This window comes from Mucilaginibacter sp. (assembly GCF_965200995.1).
Taxonomy (GTDB): Bacteria; Bacteroidota; Bacteroidia; order Sphingobacteriales; family Sphingobacteriaceae; genus Mucilaginibacter.
The window spans coordinates 2,488,882-2,507,887 of the sequence record NZ_OZ241743.1; the positions used below are offsets into that span (position 1 = coordinate 2,488,882).

Here is a 19,006-nt window from a genome sequence, read left to right on the forward strand (position 1 = left end):
TACCGTTGGTAAAGCATTCGGCATCCTATAAGTAATTGTATGATGGTGAGCAAACGTCCTAAAGAAATCATACTTTCGTAACCCGTTTAACTATCATCAACATAGTGGTTAAGCGCTGTTAGTTACTTTTAATTACTTACCGTACGGTTCTTTGCGGCAGATATGCAGGTTCAAAGGGCCTGATATTTAGTTCACATGTGTATTAATCCTTTTCAATCGTTCTGGATGGGCGGTTATGAATGTTCAGACAAGCTGAACAGTCACCGGCAGCGGCTCGATCTGCTCACCCAAACCGGGCATTTGCAACATATCAATGAGGATTACCGTTTACTGGCGCCATTTGGTATTAAAACCGTGCGCGAAGGCATACGCTGGAGCGTGGTAGAAACCGCGCCTTATACCTACAACTGGAGTACGGTAGCCCTGATGCTTGAGGCTGGCCGGCGGCAGGGCATACAGCAGGTTTGGGATATCTGTCATTTTGGGTTCCCGGATGACTTGCATCCCCTGCACCCGGATTTTACGCCGCGCTTTGCGGCGCTTTGTAAGGCATTCGTGCTGTTTTACCGCTCGCTTGACGAAAATGCCTCCCTGATCATCACGCCCATCAACGAAGTTAGCTTCTTAGCCTGGCTGGGCGGCGAAACCTGCGGTACCTCGCCTTACTTTTATAACCGGGGCTGGGACGTAAAGTACCACCTCATGAAAGCCTTTATAGTCGGCGTAGCCGCCATGCGCGAGGTGGATTCAAACGTACTGATACTCACCACCGAGCCGTTGGTAAACATGGTACCGCCGCTTAATCCCACGTCCGGACAACTGGACGAGGCCGATTTTGAGAATGAATTACAGTTCCAGTCGCTGGATATGCTGTGCGGAAACATTTGCCCCGAGCTGGGCGGCAAGCCGGAGTATGTGGATGTTTTAGGCTTCAATTTTTATTATAATAATCAGTGGATCATCGGGCAGCAGGGATTTTTGCCCTGGTTCAATGAAGTGCCCGATGCGAGATGGAAGCCCTTGCATGAGTTACTGGCTGCGGCTTATACCCGGTACCAAAAGCCATTTATCATTAGTGAAACCAGTCATTCCGGTGCGCACCGGCCTAACTGGATAGAGTTTATTGCCAGCCAATGTGCAGAAATGTTACAGCAAAAGCTGCCGCTTTGGGGCGTTTGCCTGTACCCAATCATCGACCGGCCCGACTGGAACGAATTGTCCTGCTGGCACCACTCGGGCCTGTGGGATGTAAGCGAGCCGCCGGTTGCCCCAACCGAACGCCTGCTGCATCAGCCCTATGCCGATGCCTTAATAGAAGCCGGGCAGTTGCTGCACGAACTTAGCCAGGATAACGTAGAAACTGACAGCACGGCGCTGATGGAATAAACAAGCAGGCCATAAACAAGTGGTTGTAAAACAGGTACAGGTAGGCAAAACTTAAAGCCGGGGCTGGATCTTAAAATTTACAATCAATATTACGGCCACTTATGGAAAATCAGCAACCCAACGCCGATGGGCAACGTACCTCCGGCACTCACCTGTCTTACTGGACGGATAGCACATCGCCATTAACATATACTCCGTTAGGCCAGGACATAACGGCCGATGTAGCCATTGTAGGTGCCGGCATTGCCGGCCTCAGCATAGGCTACCGGTTGGCAAAGCAAGGCCGCCGGGTAGTGATACTGGAAGATGGTACTATAGGCAGCGGCGAAACCGGCCGCACCACCGCCCACCTGGCCAATGCCCTGGACGACCGCTATACCGAGCTGGAAAGTTATTTTGGCGAGGAAGGCGCCAGGTATGCTGCCGAAAGCCACACCGCTGCGATTGACCTGATTGAGCAGATAGTAAGAGAAGAAAACATCGACTGTGATTTTGTGCGCCTGAACGGCTATCTGTTTTTACACCCTACCGATAAAGTTAAAACGCTGGAAGATGAATTGACTTCCACCAACAAGGCGGGAATTAACACCAGTATGGCAGATACCGCGCCGGGCATCACCCAGCAAGGGCCCTTTCTAATGTTTCCGCAACAGGCGCAGTTCCATCCGCTTAAATACCTGAACGGGCTGGCCGAAGCTTTTGTAAAACTGGGTGGCACCATCTACACCCAAACGCATGTTACGGAGGTAAAGGAAGGAGAGGTGAAAGCCAATGGCTTCACGGTTTCGGCCCGGTCGGTAGTGGTGGCTACCAATTCGCCTATTAATGATGTGGTAACCATGCATACCAAGCAGTTTGCCTACCGCTCCTATGTAATCGGTGCCAAAGTGCCTAAAGCGGCCATTGAACCGGCCCTTTGGTGGGATACCGGCGACCAGGATTCCACGTGGCCAAGCTACCCGTACAATTATGTGCGTACACAGCCGTATGATGAGGAAAATTACCTGCTGATACATGGCGGGGCCGACCATGAAACCGGGCAGGCCAACCGGGAGCATATTCCGGAAGAAGACCGCTACAAAAATTTAGAAATATGGTTGCACGAGCATTTTCCGCAGGCAGGGGAGGTGGTGTACCGCTGGTCGGGCCAGGTGATGGAGCCGGTGGATGATCTGGGCTTTATCGGCAAGAACCCGGGCGATGAAAACATCTACATTGTAACCGGCGATTCGGGTAACGGCCTTACCCACGGTACGCTGGCTTCCATCCTGATTCCGGATCTGATAAACGGTAAGGATAATCCCTGGGCAAAAATCTATGATCCGGGCCGCATCACCCTGAAATCGGCACCGCATTACATTAAGGAGATGTTCTATGTGGGCAGCCAGTATGTAGATTACCTGTTGCCGTCTGATGTGAAATCCATTACCGATATTCAGCCCGACGAAGCCGCCATTGTGGGCACGCTGAAAAAGACAGCCGTATACCGCGATACCACAGGGCAATATCATGCCTTTAGCGCTGTATGCCCGCACCTGGGCTGCGTAGTGCAGTGGAATAACGATGAAAAATCATTCGATTGCCCCTGCCACGGTTCGCGGTTTACCTGCGAGGGTAAGGTAATGAACGGGCCTGCGGTAAGCGATCTGGAAACGGTAAAGGTGCCCGAAAAATAAACGGCGGCTTTTTCCGTTAAGCTAATTGTATCCCGGCAGACCAGGGTTTGCCGGGATTATTTATTTTTGCAAAGTGCGTAAATTACACCATTCCTTACTGATCCCGCTTTTAATGGCAAGTATGTTATTTGCCCTGTTGTTCAACTCCTGCAAAAAGGACGATCAGGCTTCGTTCCGCAGTAACCTGACCAGCCAGCCCTGGCTGCTGGCCTCATTGCAGGTAACTACATTTCAGCGTTACAAAACCTCCACAACCGATACGCTCCGCGTTTCCTGCGGCGGTAATCCTCAAACTTTAAATTTTAAGGCAGACGGAGCGGCCAGCTATTCGGGTTTCCAGTGTAATAATCCTGACGCTTCAGGCACCTGGAGTTATGATACCAGCTTAATGCAGCTCCACATGAATCTCCCCCTGAAGGATACCACCAGCAAAACCGGCAACAATCAGCCTTTTGCCATAGCACAGGTAATTACTTTAGGCCGCAGTTCGTTGGTGATACGTACCGGCGATTTAAACTCTTATTATGCTGATGATCTGAAGCACAAAGTATACCGGTACAGCTTCATCCATCAGGGGCAATAAGTGCAAATTTATCGATGCCTGAATCGGGCATTGTACGAACCAATACGCCGCCCCGCTGTTGTTACTGATATGTCTAATACCCTGCGCCTTGTTTTAGGCGATCAGCTCAACCTTAATCATTCGTGGTATAAAACCCAAAATCCGCATATTACCTATGTGTTGATGGAGGTAATGCAGGAGCAGGAATACGTGCTGCACCATGTGCAAAAGATACTGGCCTTTTTCGGTGCCATGCGCAACTTTGCCCATCAGCTTAAAAAAGCGGGACACGAGGTAATCTATATAGCCCTGGATGATGAGCAGAACGCACAGGATTTTGAGCGCAATTTACAGCGCATCATTAAGGAGCAGCACACTGATAAATTTGAATACCAGTTGCCCGACGAGTACCGGCTGGACGAGCAACTGAAAGATATATGCCGCCGCCTGGGCGTTGAAACCTCGGTAGCCGATACGGAGCATTTTTTAACCTATCGGGATGATGTGAAAAACTTTTTCGGCGGTAAGAATAGTTACCTGATGGAATCCTTTTACCGGCACATGCGCAAGCAAACCGGTATACTGATGCAGGGCGACGACCCAATCGGCAAACGATGGAACTACGATGCCGACAACCGCAAAAAGTATGACGGCGCCGTGCCGCTGGTGCCGCCGCTCAGCTACAACCACGATGTATCGGCCCTGAAGCAGATGATCGACCGGATGGGGGTGAAGTACTTTGGTACGGTAGATGAAACCAGCCTGGAATGGCCGCTGTCGCGCCGGGAGGCGGTGAGTTCGCTGGAATACTTTTGTGAACACTTATTACCGCACTTTGGTACCTGTGAGGATGCGATGTTGCAGCAGCACATCAGTTTGTACCATTCGCGCATGTCGTTCGCGCTCAATTCCAAGCAGATTACCCCGGCGGAGGTGATTGGCAAGGTGGTGGAGCACTGGCAGCAGCACCAGAAAGATATATCCATTGCGCAGGTGGAAGGCTACGTGAGGCAGGTAATGGGCTGGCGCGAGTTTATGCGGGGCGTATACTGGGCGCAAATGCCCGGGCTGGAGCAAAAGAACTTTTTTAAGCACGAAAACAAGGTGCCGCACTGGTACTGGGACGGGCAAACCAAGATGAACTGCCTGCAAAAATGCATCGGCCAATCATTAAACCACGCCTGGGCGCACCATATACAGCGGCTGATGGTGATCGGTAATTTCTCATTGATTGCCGGCCTGCATCCGGATGGGGTGGACGAATGGTACCTGGGCGTTTATGTGGATGCCCTGCAATGGGTGGAAATTACCAACACCCGCAGCATGAGCCAGTTTGCCGACGGCGGCCTGATTGCCTCCAAGCCCTATGCCTCTACCGCTGCCTATATTAACAAGATGAGCGACTACTGCAAGCACTGCCATTATGACTACAAAAAGCGCCACGGCGACCGCGCCTGCCCCTTCAACAGCCTGTACTGGAATTTTTTAGACCGCAACGCCCAACACCTGAAAGGCAACCCCCGCATTGGCATGGCCTACAAGCACCTGGGCAATATGACCCGCCAAGAACTGGAAGCGGTAAACGAGCAGGCAGCGGTGTATATTGACGATTTGGAGAATTTGTAGAGGGGCGTTGCGAACGCCGGACAGAATTAAGCGGCTCACTGTAAACGAGCACACTTTGCAAATTTTCAGTTGTAATAGTGGAAATAGTTGACTCAATTATCGATTAAAGCATTAACTTTAAATACATATTCTTTGATTTGAGTCCACAATTTTGTTATATAATTATTTCTTTCATTAGTATTTAACAATTTAAGAGTGGTTTCATTTGAAAACTGCTCAAAATTAATACGCGGCTCACAAAAGTTTCCTCCAAGCCATGAATTCTCACGCCCCCATTCGCTAACTTCTTCAATGATTTTGGCCAAATCAACAAACTTAGGCTCCTTGCTAACATCTCTATTTCCATTTCTAATCACTGTAATACCATAATAAACATCTTCCCATCCACGCTCAACGAACAAGCAAATCTCACAATTCTTATATTCATTAAGTTTAAACATAATGCCATACCAAGCCAGCCGATTACGACTTCTATGTATTACACCATTAAGTTTATCTGCCGAAAATTTACATCTATCCATGATAGCATACTCTTTTGAAACTATAGCTTCTAAATCAGTCCAAAAGTCCCATTCTGTATGCCATTTTACATGAACCCAGTTTTCTGCAATTTTTTTTGCATTTACTATATTGTCTCCTTCAGCAAGCAAAGCAAGTATTTCTGTTCTTTCATCATGGTTCATAGTTTTCCCGGTTATATTATTAATTATTAGTTGATATTGAATTAAGGTTTCTCTAAGAGCAGGGAAATTGTAGGATTCTTTAATACAGTCTTCAATCCAGAAAAGAATTTCAAAGCTGTAAGATATTGGAATATATATTTGAAGCCAATCTGGTAAATTAAATAACTTCCCAATACTATTAGTATCAGGCTCTTTGCCGTCGATAGAGAGATAAACTAGCTTGATATCATCTACTCCTTCTTTCCTCAATATTTCATAATATCGTTCAAGTTGCTTGTCTTGATCCGAAGCATATAGCTTATTCTCTATAACAACAGCTTGTTTAGAGGTTCTTATTAATATATCAATATTTTTATATTCCTTATAAACGTTAACAAGTTCTGAACCGACTGCATCAAGCCCAAGGCGATTTAAAAATAAATTTAAAAATGAAGTTCCATAGCCATGACTACCTTCTGGGTGTAGTAATTCATACAAAAACTTTGAATGAAAATGAACTTCATCAAACTTGTTAGCTAGTAAATTAAAAACGTTGAATTTGTTAGCTTGGCGAACTTTTTGATATTTAAAATCAATTACTCCAATTTTGTCAAGCAATGCTTGTGTCTTATGATTTGTGACAGACATATTTACTTTGTAAGGTTTGGCAATATCAATATTTCTATTAAAATAACAAAATGAGATTTATCCAATTATTCGAAGTTTAAAACTTCCAAATCTCACTCTCTCACTCGCGCTCGTTTATAACGAGCCGCGTCCTCTGTCCGGCGTTTGCAACGCCTCTAAACAAATATAAGCAACAAAGCCTTGTCATCCTGAACGTTAGTGAAGGATCTGTATAGTAGCCGAACCAGGCGTACAGATCCTTCACTAACGTTCACGATGACAACTACGGAGGTATATAGCCTGCCTCTGCTTTTTTACCTTGTTGCCGGTGGTTGAAAGCGCCAACTTGGTATATACGTGTCTGGGGCTGCTTAGAACGCCGGGCAGAATTAAACTTAGCGGCTATCCAACTTAAAAGGAAAACTTACTATCTTAAGGATGAGGTAGCCGCAATTAACTGTTTAGCATCTACAAATCCTTCTATTCGTTTCATCACTTTCCCATCCTCACTAATGAACAACAGCGTAGGATAGCTGCTGACCTCGTACCGGTCAGCAAAGTCTGCACCTGCCGGCTTCTCCACATCAATCGTAACATTGATATAGTGGCTATTGAAGTAGGCAGCAACCTTACTGTCTTTAAACGTACTTCGCTTCAATTCTCTGCAAGGGGCACACCACACCGCATAGGCATCCACAAAAATGGGTTTATGTATTTGTTTGGAAAGCTTAACCGCGCTGGCAAGGTTTTGCGCGGTAAAATTAATTTCCGGCTGCGGCGTTGTTTTACGCTGCCCGGCCACCAGGTGCGTGAACAGGGCGCTCATCCCTGCGATAAGCAGGGCGCTCCGTTTTATCAGGCGTAATATTTTCATTTTGAGGGCTGGTCTTTATCTTTTGCCGCATTGTCTTTACGCAAGGCAGCGGCTACTGATTTCAGTAAATCCGGGCTGATGCGTTGCTTGAAGTCGGGATTGATGTACTCGAACTGAATGATGCCCTTTTGGTTCAGCACAAAAACCGAAGGCACCGGCAGTAACTGATCTGAATTTTTTCCGCCCGAGCCCTGGGCCAGTGTCGCACTGTAAGCAGCAGGCGCTTTAAAGGCAATGCCAAACTGCCTGGAAACGGCAAGATCGGCATCCGATAACAAGGTATAGGTCAGTTGATGCTTGCTGATACTTTTGCCAAGGTTCTCCGGACTATCAGTGCTGATGGCGATAATCTGGTAGCCCATATTCACCAGGTCTGCCTGTATGGCCTGGATACCGGCAAGTTCCCTGTTACAGAAAGGGCACCAGCCTCCTCTGTAGAACACCAGAATGGTTGGCTTTTCCGCAATCCGGGCGTTGAGATTATACGCCTTGCCATCAGCGGCCGGAATGGTAACCGCCGGTATCGCTTCACCAATCAGCAGAGGGCTGATATCCGTTGATTTTGCAGGATATTTAAGCGTAGCAACGGTGTCAGTTATTGCAGTAGCAGGCCGGTCAGCAGCATGGCTGCTTGCAGTGAAGCATAACATACCGCCGCTAATGAGTAAAAAGGCAGATGCCTTTGATAGAATACGTTTCATTTGTTGTTTTTTTAAAGATGAACAGTACCGCCGGTAAACTTCTACAGCTACTGATGAACGGATACATAAAGCTATTTCACCGCTTAGTCGCAATTTATTATTAATCCTTACGAAGTTTTTGAAATAAATTCAAGTTATGGTAAGCATAATCAAAGTTAAACCATCAGCGGTTATCTTATTAATGGCAAAGCGTTAAATTTGCGATGTGAAAGAGTTGCATGACAAGCACTGAAAGAGGCGTTGCAAACGCCGGACAGCGTGAAGTGACTTACTGCAAACGAACGCAAATAAAAGGTAAATGATATTAAATTTGAATCTTCAATGTAATTGTACTCCTTATGCAGCTCAGTGGAAATAGAAAAGTTTACATCATGTTCGCCATGTTAGGTTTGGCTGTTTTTCAAAGCTGTAGTCGTCGGGTACCGTATTCGATACAGTATGACAGTTATACTAAGATATCTGTAAAGCCCTTCTCGGTAAGTTATTACAGCGACTACAGATTTTATAAACCTACGGCGCATGATCTTACACTGGCCAGGCAGTTGCTGCGCCATTCAGACTTTAATTTTCATATCTCTAAAAGCGATATTGTGTATGTTGCCAGAACTAAAATCAGCCCCTTTTACGAACAATTTTTATTAAGAATTAATAACACACCAATTGGGGAGGCTCAGGAAAAGCTTGTTAAAGTAGCCGATAGCACTTCTGCAGTTTATTATTACCATGTAAATGCTAAAAATGAAAAGTACTTATTTGTGCATCATCAAGTTGAAGTGGAAAATAAAATGCCTGTTGATTCAATGACATCAAAAAAAGAATTTTCATTCATCATAAACTCGATTCAAAAGCGCTACTAATATGGAATTCTGCCTGTGGTTGGTGTTATCGCCATCAGTATCCTGGAGATAAAAAATGCGGTCATGCTGAACTTGTTTCGGCATCCCTCAGGAAAAGTATACCGTTGCGCTGGCCGCGTGGTTACCTTACTATCGTCTCTGCTGGTGGGATGCTGAAACAAGTTCAGCATGACGTGGAAACAATTATCTGAATTTGAAAAAATATTCCGAACACTCATGGTGTTATCACCGTACCGTCCGCTTGCGAGGGTAACTATAAAGTGGTACGGTGATAACACTGACCACAAGCTGAAATATTTAGCAGACAGGGCAAGCGCATCATCCTGGGGTAAGGAATAGTTCAGGGCATAATCCGGTTTCCATAAGCCCAGCCTTGAAGAGCCGTACAAGGTCTGCTCGCGCCAGTTGATGGCGTTGCCCTGGTTGTCATACGTGGCCAGCGTGTTGCCCTGTGCATCCCGTACGTAGTAGGTGCTGAAGCTTAACGCTGTCAGTGTTCACCATACGTAAACACTGACAGAAACCTGTCAGCAGGCAGTTCAATCATTTCAAAGAACTAAGGCCCGAAGTACAAATCCGCGCCAGTATAAGGGGCGCCTAAGTTACGCTACGCTAAACTTAGACCAGTGAAGGAATTTTATCAGGAGTAAGCATAGGCTGTTAACGTTTAAATTCGACACTTAAAGATAACAAAATATAATTACTTATTGATATTCAGACCGTTATATCAAGCAAAGGTTTCTCTCTTTTCATTCCCTTATCCCGAACTCACGTTAAGTAACAAATCATTTCAAAGAACAAAGACGCAAGTTGCGAACTTGCGCCAATATCAAGGAGCGAGATTTTAGTATTTATTTTAATGATTTTTCATATTCTGCCATGTAATGCTCGATGGGAAAAGCAGTACCCGTAACGTATTTAGAACCCGTCTCTTTGTCAACAATAATCGGTGCATTGCCTACAATCAAATCACTCATATCATTAGTTTTTAAATATCGCTCATTAACGTAAAAGAATACGTAGTAGGAATCATTATCTATTGTTTCATCTCCTAAAATAATCAATTTATCATCCGGTGACAAATATGTACTATTTAAGTAATATTCTATTTCACATTGGATTTCCTGTTGAGTTTTCATTTTCGTGTTATGGATTTACTGTAGGGATAAATGAAAAGTTTTTGTAACCTGACAAATTTGCCCCTTGACCTGTCTGACCATCAATGAAATTGATTTGACCATTTTGATTTATAACGTTAAATACATGCCCAACACGGCCAATCCCCCGATTTCCAAATACAATACCCATCTGTCCTTTCTGTCCGACCATTCCTTTAACCTGCTCTATAGATAATCCATGAGTAAATTTAGCATTATACTCCTGCTCAATAACAGAAAGTTGAGTAGGTTGTGAATTTAAAGCAGATGTGGGTCTACCTTTCAAGTAATTATCTGTCGCTAAAGCACAATTAACACAATTGGTATTCCCGTTAACTTTATTAATATCCTTTACATCAAATTTTGGATTTGATGAACCAGCTTCAGTTTCACTATTGGGAGTTAACCTAACCTTAGTAGATAGTTTTATATTTTCGTAAACGGATAGCGATGCAACAGCGGCAATCTGCATATCGCTGGTAAACGCATTTTGCTGCTCGGTTTGTGCGTCATCAAAGGTATTGACAAATTTCTGCGCATCCGGACTTTTCAGGAACTGCCTGAACTGGGCCATCTTCCAGTTGTTGCTGCGGCCAATGTTGCTGGCAAAGCCAATGTAATAGGTGTTCTTACCATAGGTAACTACATAGCGCTGGGTCTGAATTTGGGTATCCCACTCAAAACCTAAAAAGGAGTGGTGATTGTCAGTAATATAGGCAGTTTGCTTAAGCGCTGTTTTGCCCTGCTTGTCTAAGGACATGGTATAGTGCCATTCCTCCTCGCCATCCAAATCGGTATTGGCTATAGGGCTGTTACCTGCAAACTGATAAGGGGTGTACCAGGGATATTTCAGGCTTAGCGGGTCTATGGAAGCAAACCTGCCGACCCGGCCATCATAAATGCGCATACCATAATCCTGCGCCCCATCGCTAATGTCCTTGTCATTTTCCTTACCGTTAAAGCCATAGCGGTAAGCATTGCCTGTGCTCCTGCCTTTCATGGCCATACCAAACGGATAGTAGTCCGTTGCCGTCAGCACATCCGGCTTGTAATTAGGTACACCGCTGGTAGAGCCATCCTGTAACCTGCGGTCACTTACTGTTGCCAGTACGTTGCCCAGGTGGTTGGTCAGCTCATACTGGCGGCTGCCTGCCGTGTTGAACGCTTTGGATGCCTGGTCTACCGTAGCTGAGGTTAAGGCATAATCCGGTTTCCATAAGCCCAGCCTTGAGGAGCCGTACAGGCTCTGCTCGCGCCAATTAATGGCATTGCCCTGGTTGTCATACGTGGCCAGCATGTTACCCTGCGCATCCCGTACGTAGAACGTGCTGAAGCTTAATGCTGTCAGTGTTCACCATACGTAAACACTGACAAAAACCTGTCAGCAGGCAGTTCAATCATTTCAAAGAACTAAGGCCCGAAGTACAAATCCGCGCCAGTATAAGGGGCGCCTAAGTTACGCTACGCTCAACTTAGACCAGTGTAAGAGGTGCGGTGATAACGCCGACCACATGCATAAATGCAAAACAATTGAATCTACGGTAAGTTATTTAAATGCCATTTATAAACTTTTGCCGATGAAGATATATATTTTATTTACAGCTGCATTACTAAGTTTAGCTGCATGTAATTATTCTGGCAAAGGCCCAGCAAATAAACAGTTAGCCGATACCGCCACTGCTAAAACCGATACGGTTAAATTACCTGTAGCTTTTATCAAAGATGCGTATGCCAAGTCGGATTTAGTTGCTAAAATTAAAGTAAACAAAGCTGTAAAAGCAGGTGAGATATATGTTATTGATGCCGCACTGTTAGAAACTTATAAAGGCAAGGCTACCGGCAATTTTATAAAGTACGAAGCTTTTTAGAGGAAGGTAGTTATCAGGAGTTTTTAAATAAAGAGTTGATCATCTTCTTGAAAGCAAACACGAGGGATTCTGAACTTTTAAAGAAGGGAATACAATGGGGACGAACAGAACCCAATGTTGAGTTTTCTTATACCAACGCGTTAAAAAACTGTTTGTTAAAATTAGAATAGTATACTATTGCCAACTTATCAGTCACTCATTACTAACTGCCCGGGGAGTAATTACAGTTCGTCGCAAGTCAGGACGCTGATTAAAGGAGAAATAGAGTCTCATTCTCCAAGTTTTGCTAATACCCCTCACTGGTTTAAGTCTTCCGCAGGACGACTTAAATCTTAATATAAAACCCATCACTACGTGCGTCATACCGCACACAACCAGCATAGCAGCACCCAACTTTAATCAGTGCTATAACAGCGGGCCAGTGCTGCAAAGGCGGACGGGAGTCCTTGGTATCATTTGGGATCTAAGCTGCCCCTTGCAGGGAAAACTTAAACCAGTGTAGAATAATACCAGCAACGCATCTCCGCTCAATCCCCTCAACCCTCCGCCCCAAAATATAAACTTCCTGCAAACGATTTCCAAATAAAACCGTAAAAGTTACAGTGCTTATTTGTAATTTTGTACCGTTTTTAAAATAGGAATACCTATGGACCGTCTTTCGTACGTGAACAGCGGCAACGCTGATTATATAAATACCCTCTACCAGTCTTACCAGCAGGACCCCGCTAATGTAGATTACGGGTGGCAGAAATTTTTTGAAGGCTTTGATTTCGGCCAGCAGCCGCCAGCCGAAGGGGCACAGGGCGAAGCGCCTGTTGCAGGCAGCGCCACCCCCGATCATTTCCTGAAGGAAATTAACGTGCTGAACATGATAAACGGCTATCGCACCCGCGGCCACCTGTTTACCAAAACCAACCCGGTACGCGAGCGCCGCAAATATTTTCCGGGCAAAGAACTGGCAACCTTTGGCCTGAGCGATGCCGACCTGGATACCGTATTTAACGCCGGTGTGGAAGTAGGTTTGGGCGCGGCCAAACTGCGCGACATCCGCGAGATGCTGGAGCAAACCTATTGCCAGTCGATAGGGGCGGAGTACCGCTACATCCGCGATCCGCACAAGATCAAATGGTTTGAAGACCGGATGGAAAAAGGCCGCAATACGCCTCACTTCTCTATCGAGGAAAAGAAACGCATCCTCAACAAGCTGAACCAGGCCGTTGTATTCGAAAGCTTTCTGGGTACCAAGTTTCTGGGCCAGAAACGTTTTTCGCTGGAAGGTGCCGAGTCGCTGATCCCGGCGCTGGATTCGGTAATTGAAAAGGGCGCCGACCTGGGCATTGAGGAATTTACCATCGGTATGGCACACCGGGGCCGCCTTAATGTGCTCACCAATATCATGGGTAAAACCTATAAAGAGGTGTTCTCTGAGTTTGAAGGAAAAACCTACGACCCGGAAGCTTCCTTTGGCGGCGACGTAAAATATCACCTGGGGTACTCTACCGATGTGGAAACCACCAACGGCAAAAAAGTACACCTGAGCCTTTGCCCCAACCCTTCGCACCTGGAAACGGTAGACCCGATAGTAGAAGGCATTACCCGCGCCAAGATTGACGCTAAATATAACAACGATAATACGCGCATTGCGCCTATCCTGATCCATGGCGATGCCTCCGTGGCCGGCCAGGGTATTGTGTATGAGGTATTGCAGATGGAAAAGCTGGACGGTTACAAAACCGGCGGCACCATCCATCTGGTCATCAATAACCAGATTGGTTTTACCACCAATTACAAAGATGCCCGTTCCAGCACCTACTGCTCGGATGTGGCTAAAACCGTACTGTCGCCGGTGCTGCACGTAAACGGCGATGATGCCGAGGCGGTGGTATACGTGATTAACCTGGCGATGGAGTACCGGCAGGAGTTTAACGAAGATGTATTTATCGACCTGTTGTGCTACCGTAAATACGGCCACAACGAGGCGGACGAGCCAAAGTTTACCCAGCCAACATTATACAAGGCCATTGAAGCGCACCCTAATCCGCGCGAAATATACAACAAGCAGCTGATGGACCAGGGCAGCGTGGATGCCAGCCTGGCCCAGGAAATGGAAAAGAGTTTCCGCGACCTGTTGCAGGAAAAGCTGAACGAATCGAAATCGGAAGAACGCTTTACCGACATTAAGCCCATGTTTGCCGGTGCCTGGGATGGCCTGCATATTGCTACCCCCGAGGAAGTATACGCCGATACCGAAACCAAAGTATCGGAACAGGAACTGCTGGAGGTAGGCAGGCAGATTACCGAATTGCCGGGCGATAAACAGTTCTTCAAGAAAATTGAAAAGCTGTTTGAAGACCGCAAAAGGATGGTAAACGAAACCCACACGTTCGATTGGGCTATGGGCGAGCTGATGGCCTACGGTACCCTGCTGAAAGAGGGTTACCCGGTACGTTTAAGCGGCGAAGATGTAAAGCGCGGTACCTTCTCGCACCGCCATGCCGTGCTTACCCTGCCCGATACCGATGAGGAATACACCCCGTTGGATCATGTAAGCGAGGGCCAGGCGCGTTTCAGCATTTATAATTCTTTATTATCAGAATATGGCGTATTAGGATTTGAATATGGCTATGCCCTGGCTTATCCTGATGCGCTGACCATTTGGGAAGCCCAGTTCGGCGATTTCGCCAACGGCGCCCAGATCATCATCGACCAATACATTGCCAGCGCCGAAACCAAGTGGAGGCGCGGTAACGGCCTGGTGCTGCTGCTGCCGCATGGCTACGAAGGCCAGGGCCCCGAGCACTCCTCGGCACGTATAGAGCGTTACCTGGAGCTTTGCGCCGATAACAATATACAGGTAGCCAATTGCAGCACGCCGGCCAGCTTTTTCCATATCCTGCGCCGCCAGCTGCACCGCAACTTCCGTAAGCCGCTGGTGATATTTACACCCAAGAGCTTGCTGCGCAGCCCGGCATGTGTGTCCAAACTGGAAGATTTTACCCAGGGCGGTTTTCAGTTGCTGATTGATGACAGCTACGCCGATGCCCAACAGGTAAAACGCGTACTGTTCTGTACCGGTAAAATTTATTACGAGCTGCTGGAAAAACAACAGGCGGATAACCGTAAGGATGTAGCCGTGGTACGTGTGGAGCAACTTTACCCAACCCCGGTATTAGAAATGGAAGCCCTGCAGGAAAAATACAGCAACGCCAAGGATTTCATCTGGGTACAGGAAGAACCCGAAAATATGGGTGCCTGGCCGTTCCTGCTGCGCAAGTTCCGTAAGCGCACGTTGCAGCTGGATGTAATTTCGCGCAAGGAAGCCGCCAGTACCGCTACCGGTTACAGCAAGCAGCATAATTCGCAGCAGTTGTATATTATTGCCAAGGCCTTTGAAGATAACCAGGCCGGCAAAGAAGTAAAAGAAACCGTGCAGGAAACCACCCGCGAAATGGCCAAATCAAGCGCAGATTAAACAGAACACACCCCTCCCAACCCTCCCCGAAGGGGGGGGCTAAGTTAATCAATAAGCCCTCCCCTTCGGGGAGGATTGGGAGGGGTGATTTATAACATACAACACATTCAACCATGAGTTTAGAGATCAAAGTTCCGCCGGTGGGCGAATCCATTACTGAAGTAACCCTGTCGCGCTGGATTAAACAGCAGGGCGATGCGGTGCAGATGGACGAGGTGATTGCCGAGCTGGAATCAGACAAGGCCACCTTTGAGCTTACCGCCGAGCAGGCCGGAACTTTAACCACCATAGCCAGCGAGGGCGACACCCTGCCTATTGGGGCCGTAGTAGCCAAAATTGAAGATGGCGGCGCGGTTGCTCCGGCACCGGTTGCCGCTCCTGCGGAACAGAAGGAAACCGCACCTGCCGCCCAGCCGCAAGCAGAAGCCGCGCCTGCCGCTGCCCCGGCTGCCAGTGCAGCACCGCTTGAAATTAAGGTGCCGCCGGTAGGGGAGTCCATTACCGAGGTTACCCTGTCGCGCTGGATCAAGAAGGATGGCGAGCAGGTAGCGATGGATGAGGCCATTGCCGAACTGGAATCGGATAAAGCCACGTTTGAACTGACTGCCGAAAGCGCAGGCACTTTGCACACCACTGCTAACGAAGGCGATACCCTTGCTATTGGCGCGGTAGTTTGCTCCATTACGCCGGGCGGCGGCGCTGCACCTGCTGCACAGCAATCATCAGCACCGGCAGCACAGCCGCAGGCAGCACCTGCCGAAAGCAAGGCAGGCGGTTACGCCGCAGGCACGCCTTCGCCGGCTGCCGGCAAGATACTGGCCGAAAAAGGTGTGGAGCCTAACGCGGTAAACGGTACCGGCGTAGGTGGCCGCATTACCAAAGAGGATGCACAGAACGCCCAGGCCGATGCCAAAAATACCGACAATGCTTCACCAAAGAACGCACAGTCGCCGGCATCCTCTGCACCGCAAATTGTACCGCAAACAGCGCAAAGCACCCCGACAGGCACCCGTGGCGAACGCCGTGAAAAGATGTCGAACCTGCGTAAAACCGTAGCGCGGCGTTTAGTGAGCGTGAAGAACGAAACCGCCATGCTGACTACCTTTAACGAGGTGGATATGCAGCCCATTATGGATCTGCGCGGCAAGTACAAAGACAAGTTTAAAGAAAAGCACGGCGTGGGCTTAGGCTTCATGTCGTTCTTTACCAAGGCGGTTACCGAGGCCCTGAAGGAATGGCCTGCCGTAGGCGCCCGCATCGAGGGTGAAGAGGTAGTATACAGCAACTATGCCGACGTATCTATCGCCGTATCGGCCCCTAAAGGCCTGGTGGTGCCGGTGATCCGTAATGCAGATGCCATGACCTTGGCCGAGATTGAAAAGGCGGTAGTGGGCCTGGCGGTAAAGGCGCGCGAAGGTAAGCTGACCATTGAGGAAATGAGCGGCGGTACCTTTACCATTACCAACGGCGGCGTGTTCGGCTCCATGCTGTCTACCCCGATCATCAACGCGCCGCAATCGGCTATTTTAGGAATGCACAACATCATTGAGCGCCCGGTTGCCGTGAACGGACAAGTGGTGATCCGCCCGATGATGTACGTGGCCCTGTCCTACGACCACCGCATCATCGACGGCCGCGAATCGGTAAGCTTCCTGGTACGTGTAAAACAACTGCTGGAAGACCCTGCACGCTTGCTGTTAGGGGTGTAAGGGGTTTGAATTATGATATGAGAGAAGCCCGGTTTTAAGCCGGGCTTTTTGTATTTGCTGAGTTAAATGCGTATACCTTTCAAGATGATGACTTCAAAGAATAAGGATGTAGATGATGTTGATACAATTTTACAAAATGTTAATAATAAACTGCAAGCTTGATAAGCTTTCAGATCCTTCCTTATGATATAAGATATATATTTGTATTAATGTCGAAAAATTATACTTCAATTGAAATATGTGCTGGTGCAGGTGGTCAAGCCATTGGTCTTGATCAAGCAGGGTTTGAACATGTAGCTTTAGTTGAGATTGAAGCACTTGCTTGCCAAACATTAATGTTTAATCGTCCAGATTGGAATATAATTCAAAAAGATGTTAGAGCCTTTTCAGCAACAAAATATAAAGATGTTGATTTGTTTGCTGGCGGCGTTCCTTGTCCACCTTTCTCAATAGCTGGAAAGCAGTTGGGAAAAGATGATGAAAGAGATCTTTTTCCTGAAGCATTGAGATTAATAAAAGAGTGTTCTCCCAAAGCCGTTATGCTTGAAAATGTGAAAGGAATCTTATCTAAAAAGTTTTCTTCGTATAGATCTCAAATTTTATCTGAATTAAAGGAGCTTGGCTATCGATGTATTTGGCAATTAGTTAATTCATCTGATTATGGAGTGTCCCAGTTACGTCCAAGAGCAATATTAATTGCAATTAAACAGGAATATTTTAATTACTTCAATTGGCCTAAAAAGCTTGATCTATATCTTCCATCTGTTGGGCAATTGCTACATGAAGAAATAACTTCTTTAGGTTGGGATGATAATGATTGGTTAAAAAAGGCTAACAGTATAGCACCGACTTTAGTAGGCGGATCAAAGAAGCACGGTGGTGCCGACCTCGGACCTACAAGAGCCAAACAATCTTGGGCACAGATGGGAATTTGTGGAAAGGGGCTTGCAGATAAGCCACCTTTACCTGATTTTGTTGGTATGCCCCGACTAACATTACAAATGACAGCCTTAATTCAAGGCTTTCCCAAAAAATGGAAATTTGTTGGAAAGAAAACACCTGCATATAGACAAGTTGGAAACGCATTTCCACCCCCAGTTGCTAAAGCATTTGGAGACGAAATAGTTAACGCATTTGAAAAATATAGATATGAAATCACCAAAGGGGCAGGGTTCGAGATCGAAGCTGCGTGATTATTTTAAAGTAAATGTAGGAAAAGTACTCGACTCAAACATTCTAAGGGAAGTTGCAGGAACCAGTGAGTGGGCACGTAGAGTAAGGGAGTTAAGAAATCAGGAGGGTATGAATATAGTTACTCATAACGATATGAGTAACCTCAAACCCGGTGAGTATCTGCTCGTTGATTTAAAGCCAATTCCATCCTTTGAAAGAGGTATATCTAAAGAGACAAGGGCTTATGTTTTAGATCGTAATGGTTTTACTTGTCAAATGTGTGGTGCTGCCGCAGGTGAACCGCATCCTTATGATGCAAATCGCAAAACTCGTCTTCATCTTGGGCATATCATAGATAAGTCTATGGGTGGAACAGACGACCGGAATAATTTACGTGCTATATGTTCAGTATGTAATGAGGGGGCCTCAAATTTAACCTTAAATCGTCCACAAGCCATCAATCTTCTTGCTCAAATAAGACGTGCTCCGGCATCAGATCAACTTGATGTTTTAAAGTGGATCATAAAGAAGTTTCCTAATCAAGCAAAGGTGATAATTGAAGAGTAGAGAATGGGCATTTTGTCACTGGTTTAAGTCTTCCGCAGGCGGACTTAAATCCTAACATAAAACCCAGCACTCCGTGCGTCATATTGCAC

At 46.7% G+C, this 19,006-nt stretch carries 15 protein-coding genes; 10 read left to right on the top strand and 5 right to left on the bottom strand.

Going from position 1 to position 19,006, the window contains the following annotated elements:
• Nucleotides 1-195 precede the first annotated feature (195 nt).
• The 4 genes from ACY652_RS11720 (at nt 196) to ACY652_RS11735 (ending at nt 5,250) form a co-directional block, all read left to right on the top strand.
• Complete coding sequence (locus ACY652_RS11720; RefSeq protein WP_462264560.1) at nt 196-1,386, top strand: amine oxidase; 1,191 nt, start codon at nt 196-198, stop codon at nt 1,384-1,386.
• Nucleotides 1,387-1,487: 101 nt separating this feature from the next.
• Nucleotides 1,488-3,062, top strand: a complete 1,575-nt coding sequence (locus ACY652_RS11725) for an FAD-dependent oxidoreductase (protein ID WP_462264561.1) — start codon at nt 1,488-1,490, stop codon at nt 3,060-3,062.
• A 112-nt stretch (nt 3,063-3,174) separates the two neighbouring features.
• Nucleotides 3,175-3,645 (top strand): hypothetical protein, encoded by a 471-nt coding sequence (locus tag ACY652_RS11730; RefSeq protein WP_462264562.1) that lies wholly within the window; start codon nt 3,175-3,177, stop codon nt 3,643-3,645.
• A 69-nt stretch (nt 3,646-3,714) separates the two neighbouring features.
• The gene (locus tag ACY652_RS11735; RefSeq protein ID WP_462264563.1) at nt 3,715-5,250 is read left to right on the top strand and encodes a cryptochrome/photolyase family protein; all 1,536 of its coding nucleotides are present in this window, start codon (nt 3,715-3,717) and stop codon (nt 5,248-5,250) included.
• 92 nt (nt 5,251-5,342) lie between these two features.
• On the opposite strand, the gene ACY652_RS11740 is transcribed toward ACY652_RS11735, so the two are convergent.
• The 3 genes from ACY652_RS11740 to ACY652_RS11750 all read right to left on the bottom strand — a co-directional run bounded on the left by ACY652_RS11740 (nt 5,343) and on the right by ACY652_RS11750 (nt 8,114).
• Nucleotides 5,343-6,560 carry a PDDEXK-like family protein gene (locus tag ACY652_RS11740; RefSeq protein WP_462264564.1) on the bottom strand — a complete coding sequence of 406 codons (1,218 nt, stop codon included), beginning with the start codon at nt 6,558-6,560 and terminating at the stop codon, nt 5,343-5,345.
• Between the two features lie 406 nt (nt 6,561-6,966).
• The gene (locus ACY652_RS11745) at nt 6,967-7,413 is read right to left on the bottom strand and encodes a thioredoxin family protein (RefSeq protein ID WP_462264565.1); all 447 of its coding nucleotides are present in this window, start codon (nt 7,411-7,413) and stop codon (nt 6,967-6,969) included.
• The gene (locus ACY652_RS11750; RefSeq protein ID WP_462264566.1) at nt 7,410-8,114 is read right to left on the bottom strand and encodes a peroxiredoxin family protein; all 705 of its coding nucleotides are present in this window, start codon (nt 8,112-8,114) and stop codon (nt 7,410-7,412) included. The genes ACY652_RS11745 and ACY652_RS11750 overlap by 4 nt, the downstream gene beginning before the upstream one ends.
• A gap of 371 nt (nt 8,115-8,485) precedes the next feature.
• Here ACY652_RS11750 and ACY652_RS11755 point away from each other — a divergent pair, with 371 nt between their 5' ends.
• A complete protein-coding gene (locus ACY652_RS11755) occupies nt 8,486-8,971 on the top strand; it encodes a hypothetical protein (RefSeq protein WP_462264567.1) in 486 nt (161 codons plus the stop codon).
• Nucleotides 8,972-9,822: 851 nt separating this feature from the next.
• On the opposite strand, the gene ACY652_RS11760 is transcribed toward ACY652_RS11755, so the two are convergent.
• Nucleotides 9,823-10,110 (bottom strand): YrhB domain-containing protein, encoded by a 288-nt coding sequence (locus ACY652_RS11760; protein ID WP_462264568.1) that lies wholly within the window; start codon nt 10,108-10,110, stop codon nt 9,823-9,825.
• Between the two features lie 7 nt (nt 10,111-10,117).
• Nucleotides 10,118-11,425: an RHS repeat-associated core domain-containing protein gene (locus ACY652_RS11765; protein ID WP_462264569.1), complete on the bottom strand. Its 1,308-nt coding sequence runs from the start codon at nt 11,423-11,425 to the stop codon at nt 10,118-10,120.
• A gap of 280 nt (nt 11,426-11,705) precedes the next feature.
• On the opposite strand from ACY652_RS11765, the gene ACY652_RS11770 reads away from it, so the two are divergent.
• The 5 genes from ACY652_RS11770 to ACY652_RS11790 all read left to right on the top strand — a co-directional run bounded on the left by ACY652_RS11770 (nt 11,706) and on the right by ACY652_RS11790 (nt 18,917).
• Nucleotides 11,706-11,996, top strand: a complete 291-nt coding sequence (locus ACY652_RS11770; RefSeq protein ID WP_462264570.1) for a hypothetical protein — start codon at nt 11,706-11,708, stop codon at nt 11,994-11,996.
• A gap of 646 nt (nt 11,997-12,642) precedes the next feature.
• Entirely contained in the window at nt 12,643-15,468 is a 2,826-nt protein-coding gene (locus ACY652_RS11775) for a 2-oxoglutarate dehydrogenase E1 component (RefSeq protein WP_462264571.1), read from the top strand.
• A gap of 113 nt (nt 15,469-15,581) precedes the next feature.
• A complete protein-coding gene (gene odhB, locus ACY652_RS11780; protein WP_462264572.1) occupies nt 15,582-17,177 on the top strand; it encodes a 2-oxoglutarate dehydrogenase complex dihydrolipoyllysine-residue succinyltransferase in 1,596 nt (531 codons plus the stop codon).
• A 209-nt stretch (nt 17,178-17,386) separates the two neighbouring features.
• Nucleotides 17,387-18,370, top strand: coding sequence for a DNA cytosine methyltransferase (locus tag ACY652_RS11785; protein ID WP_462264573.1), 984 nt, complete (start codon nt 17,387-17,389; stop codon nt 18,368-18,370).
• Nucleotides 18,327-18,917: an HNH endonuclease gene (locus ACY652_RS11790; protein ID WP_462264574.1), complete on the top strand. Its 591-nt coding sequence runs from the start codon at nt 18,327-18,329 to the stop codon at nt 18,915-18,917. The genes ACY652_RS11785 and ACY652_RS11790 overlap by 44 nt, the downstream gene beginning before the upstream one ends.
• Nucleotides 18,918-19,006 lie beyond the last annotated feature (89 nt).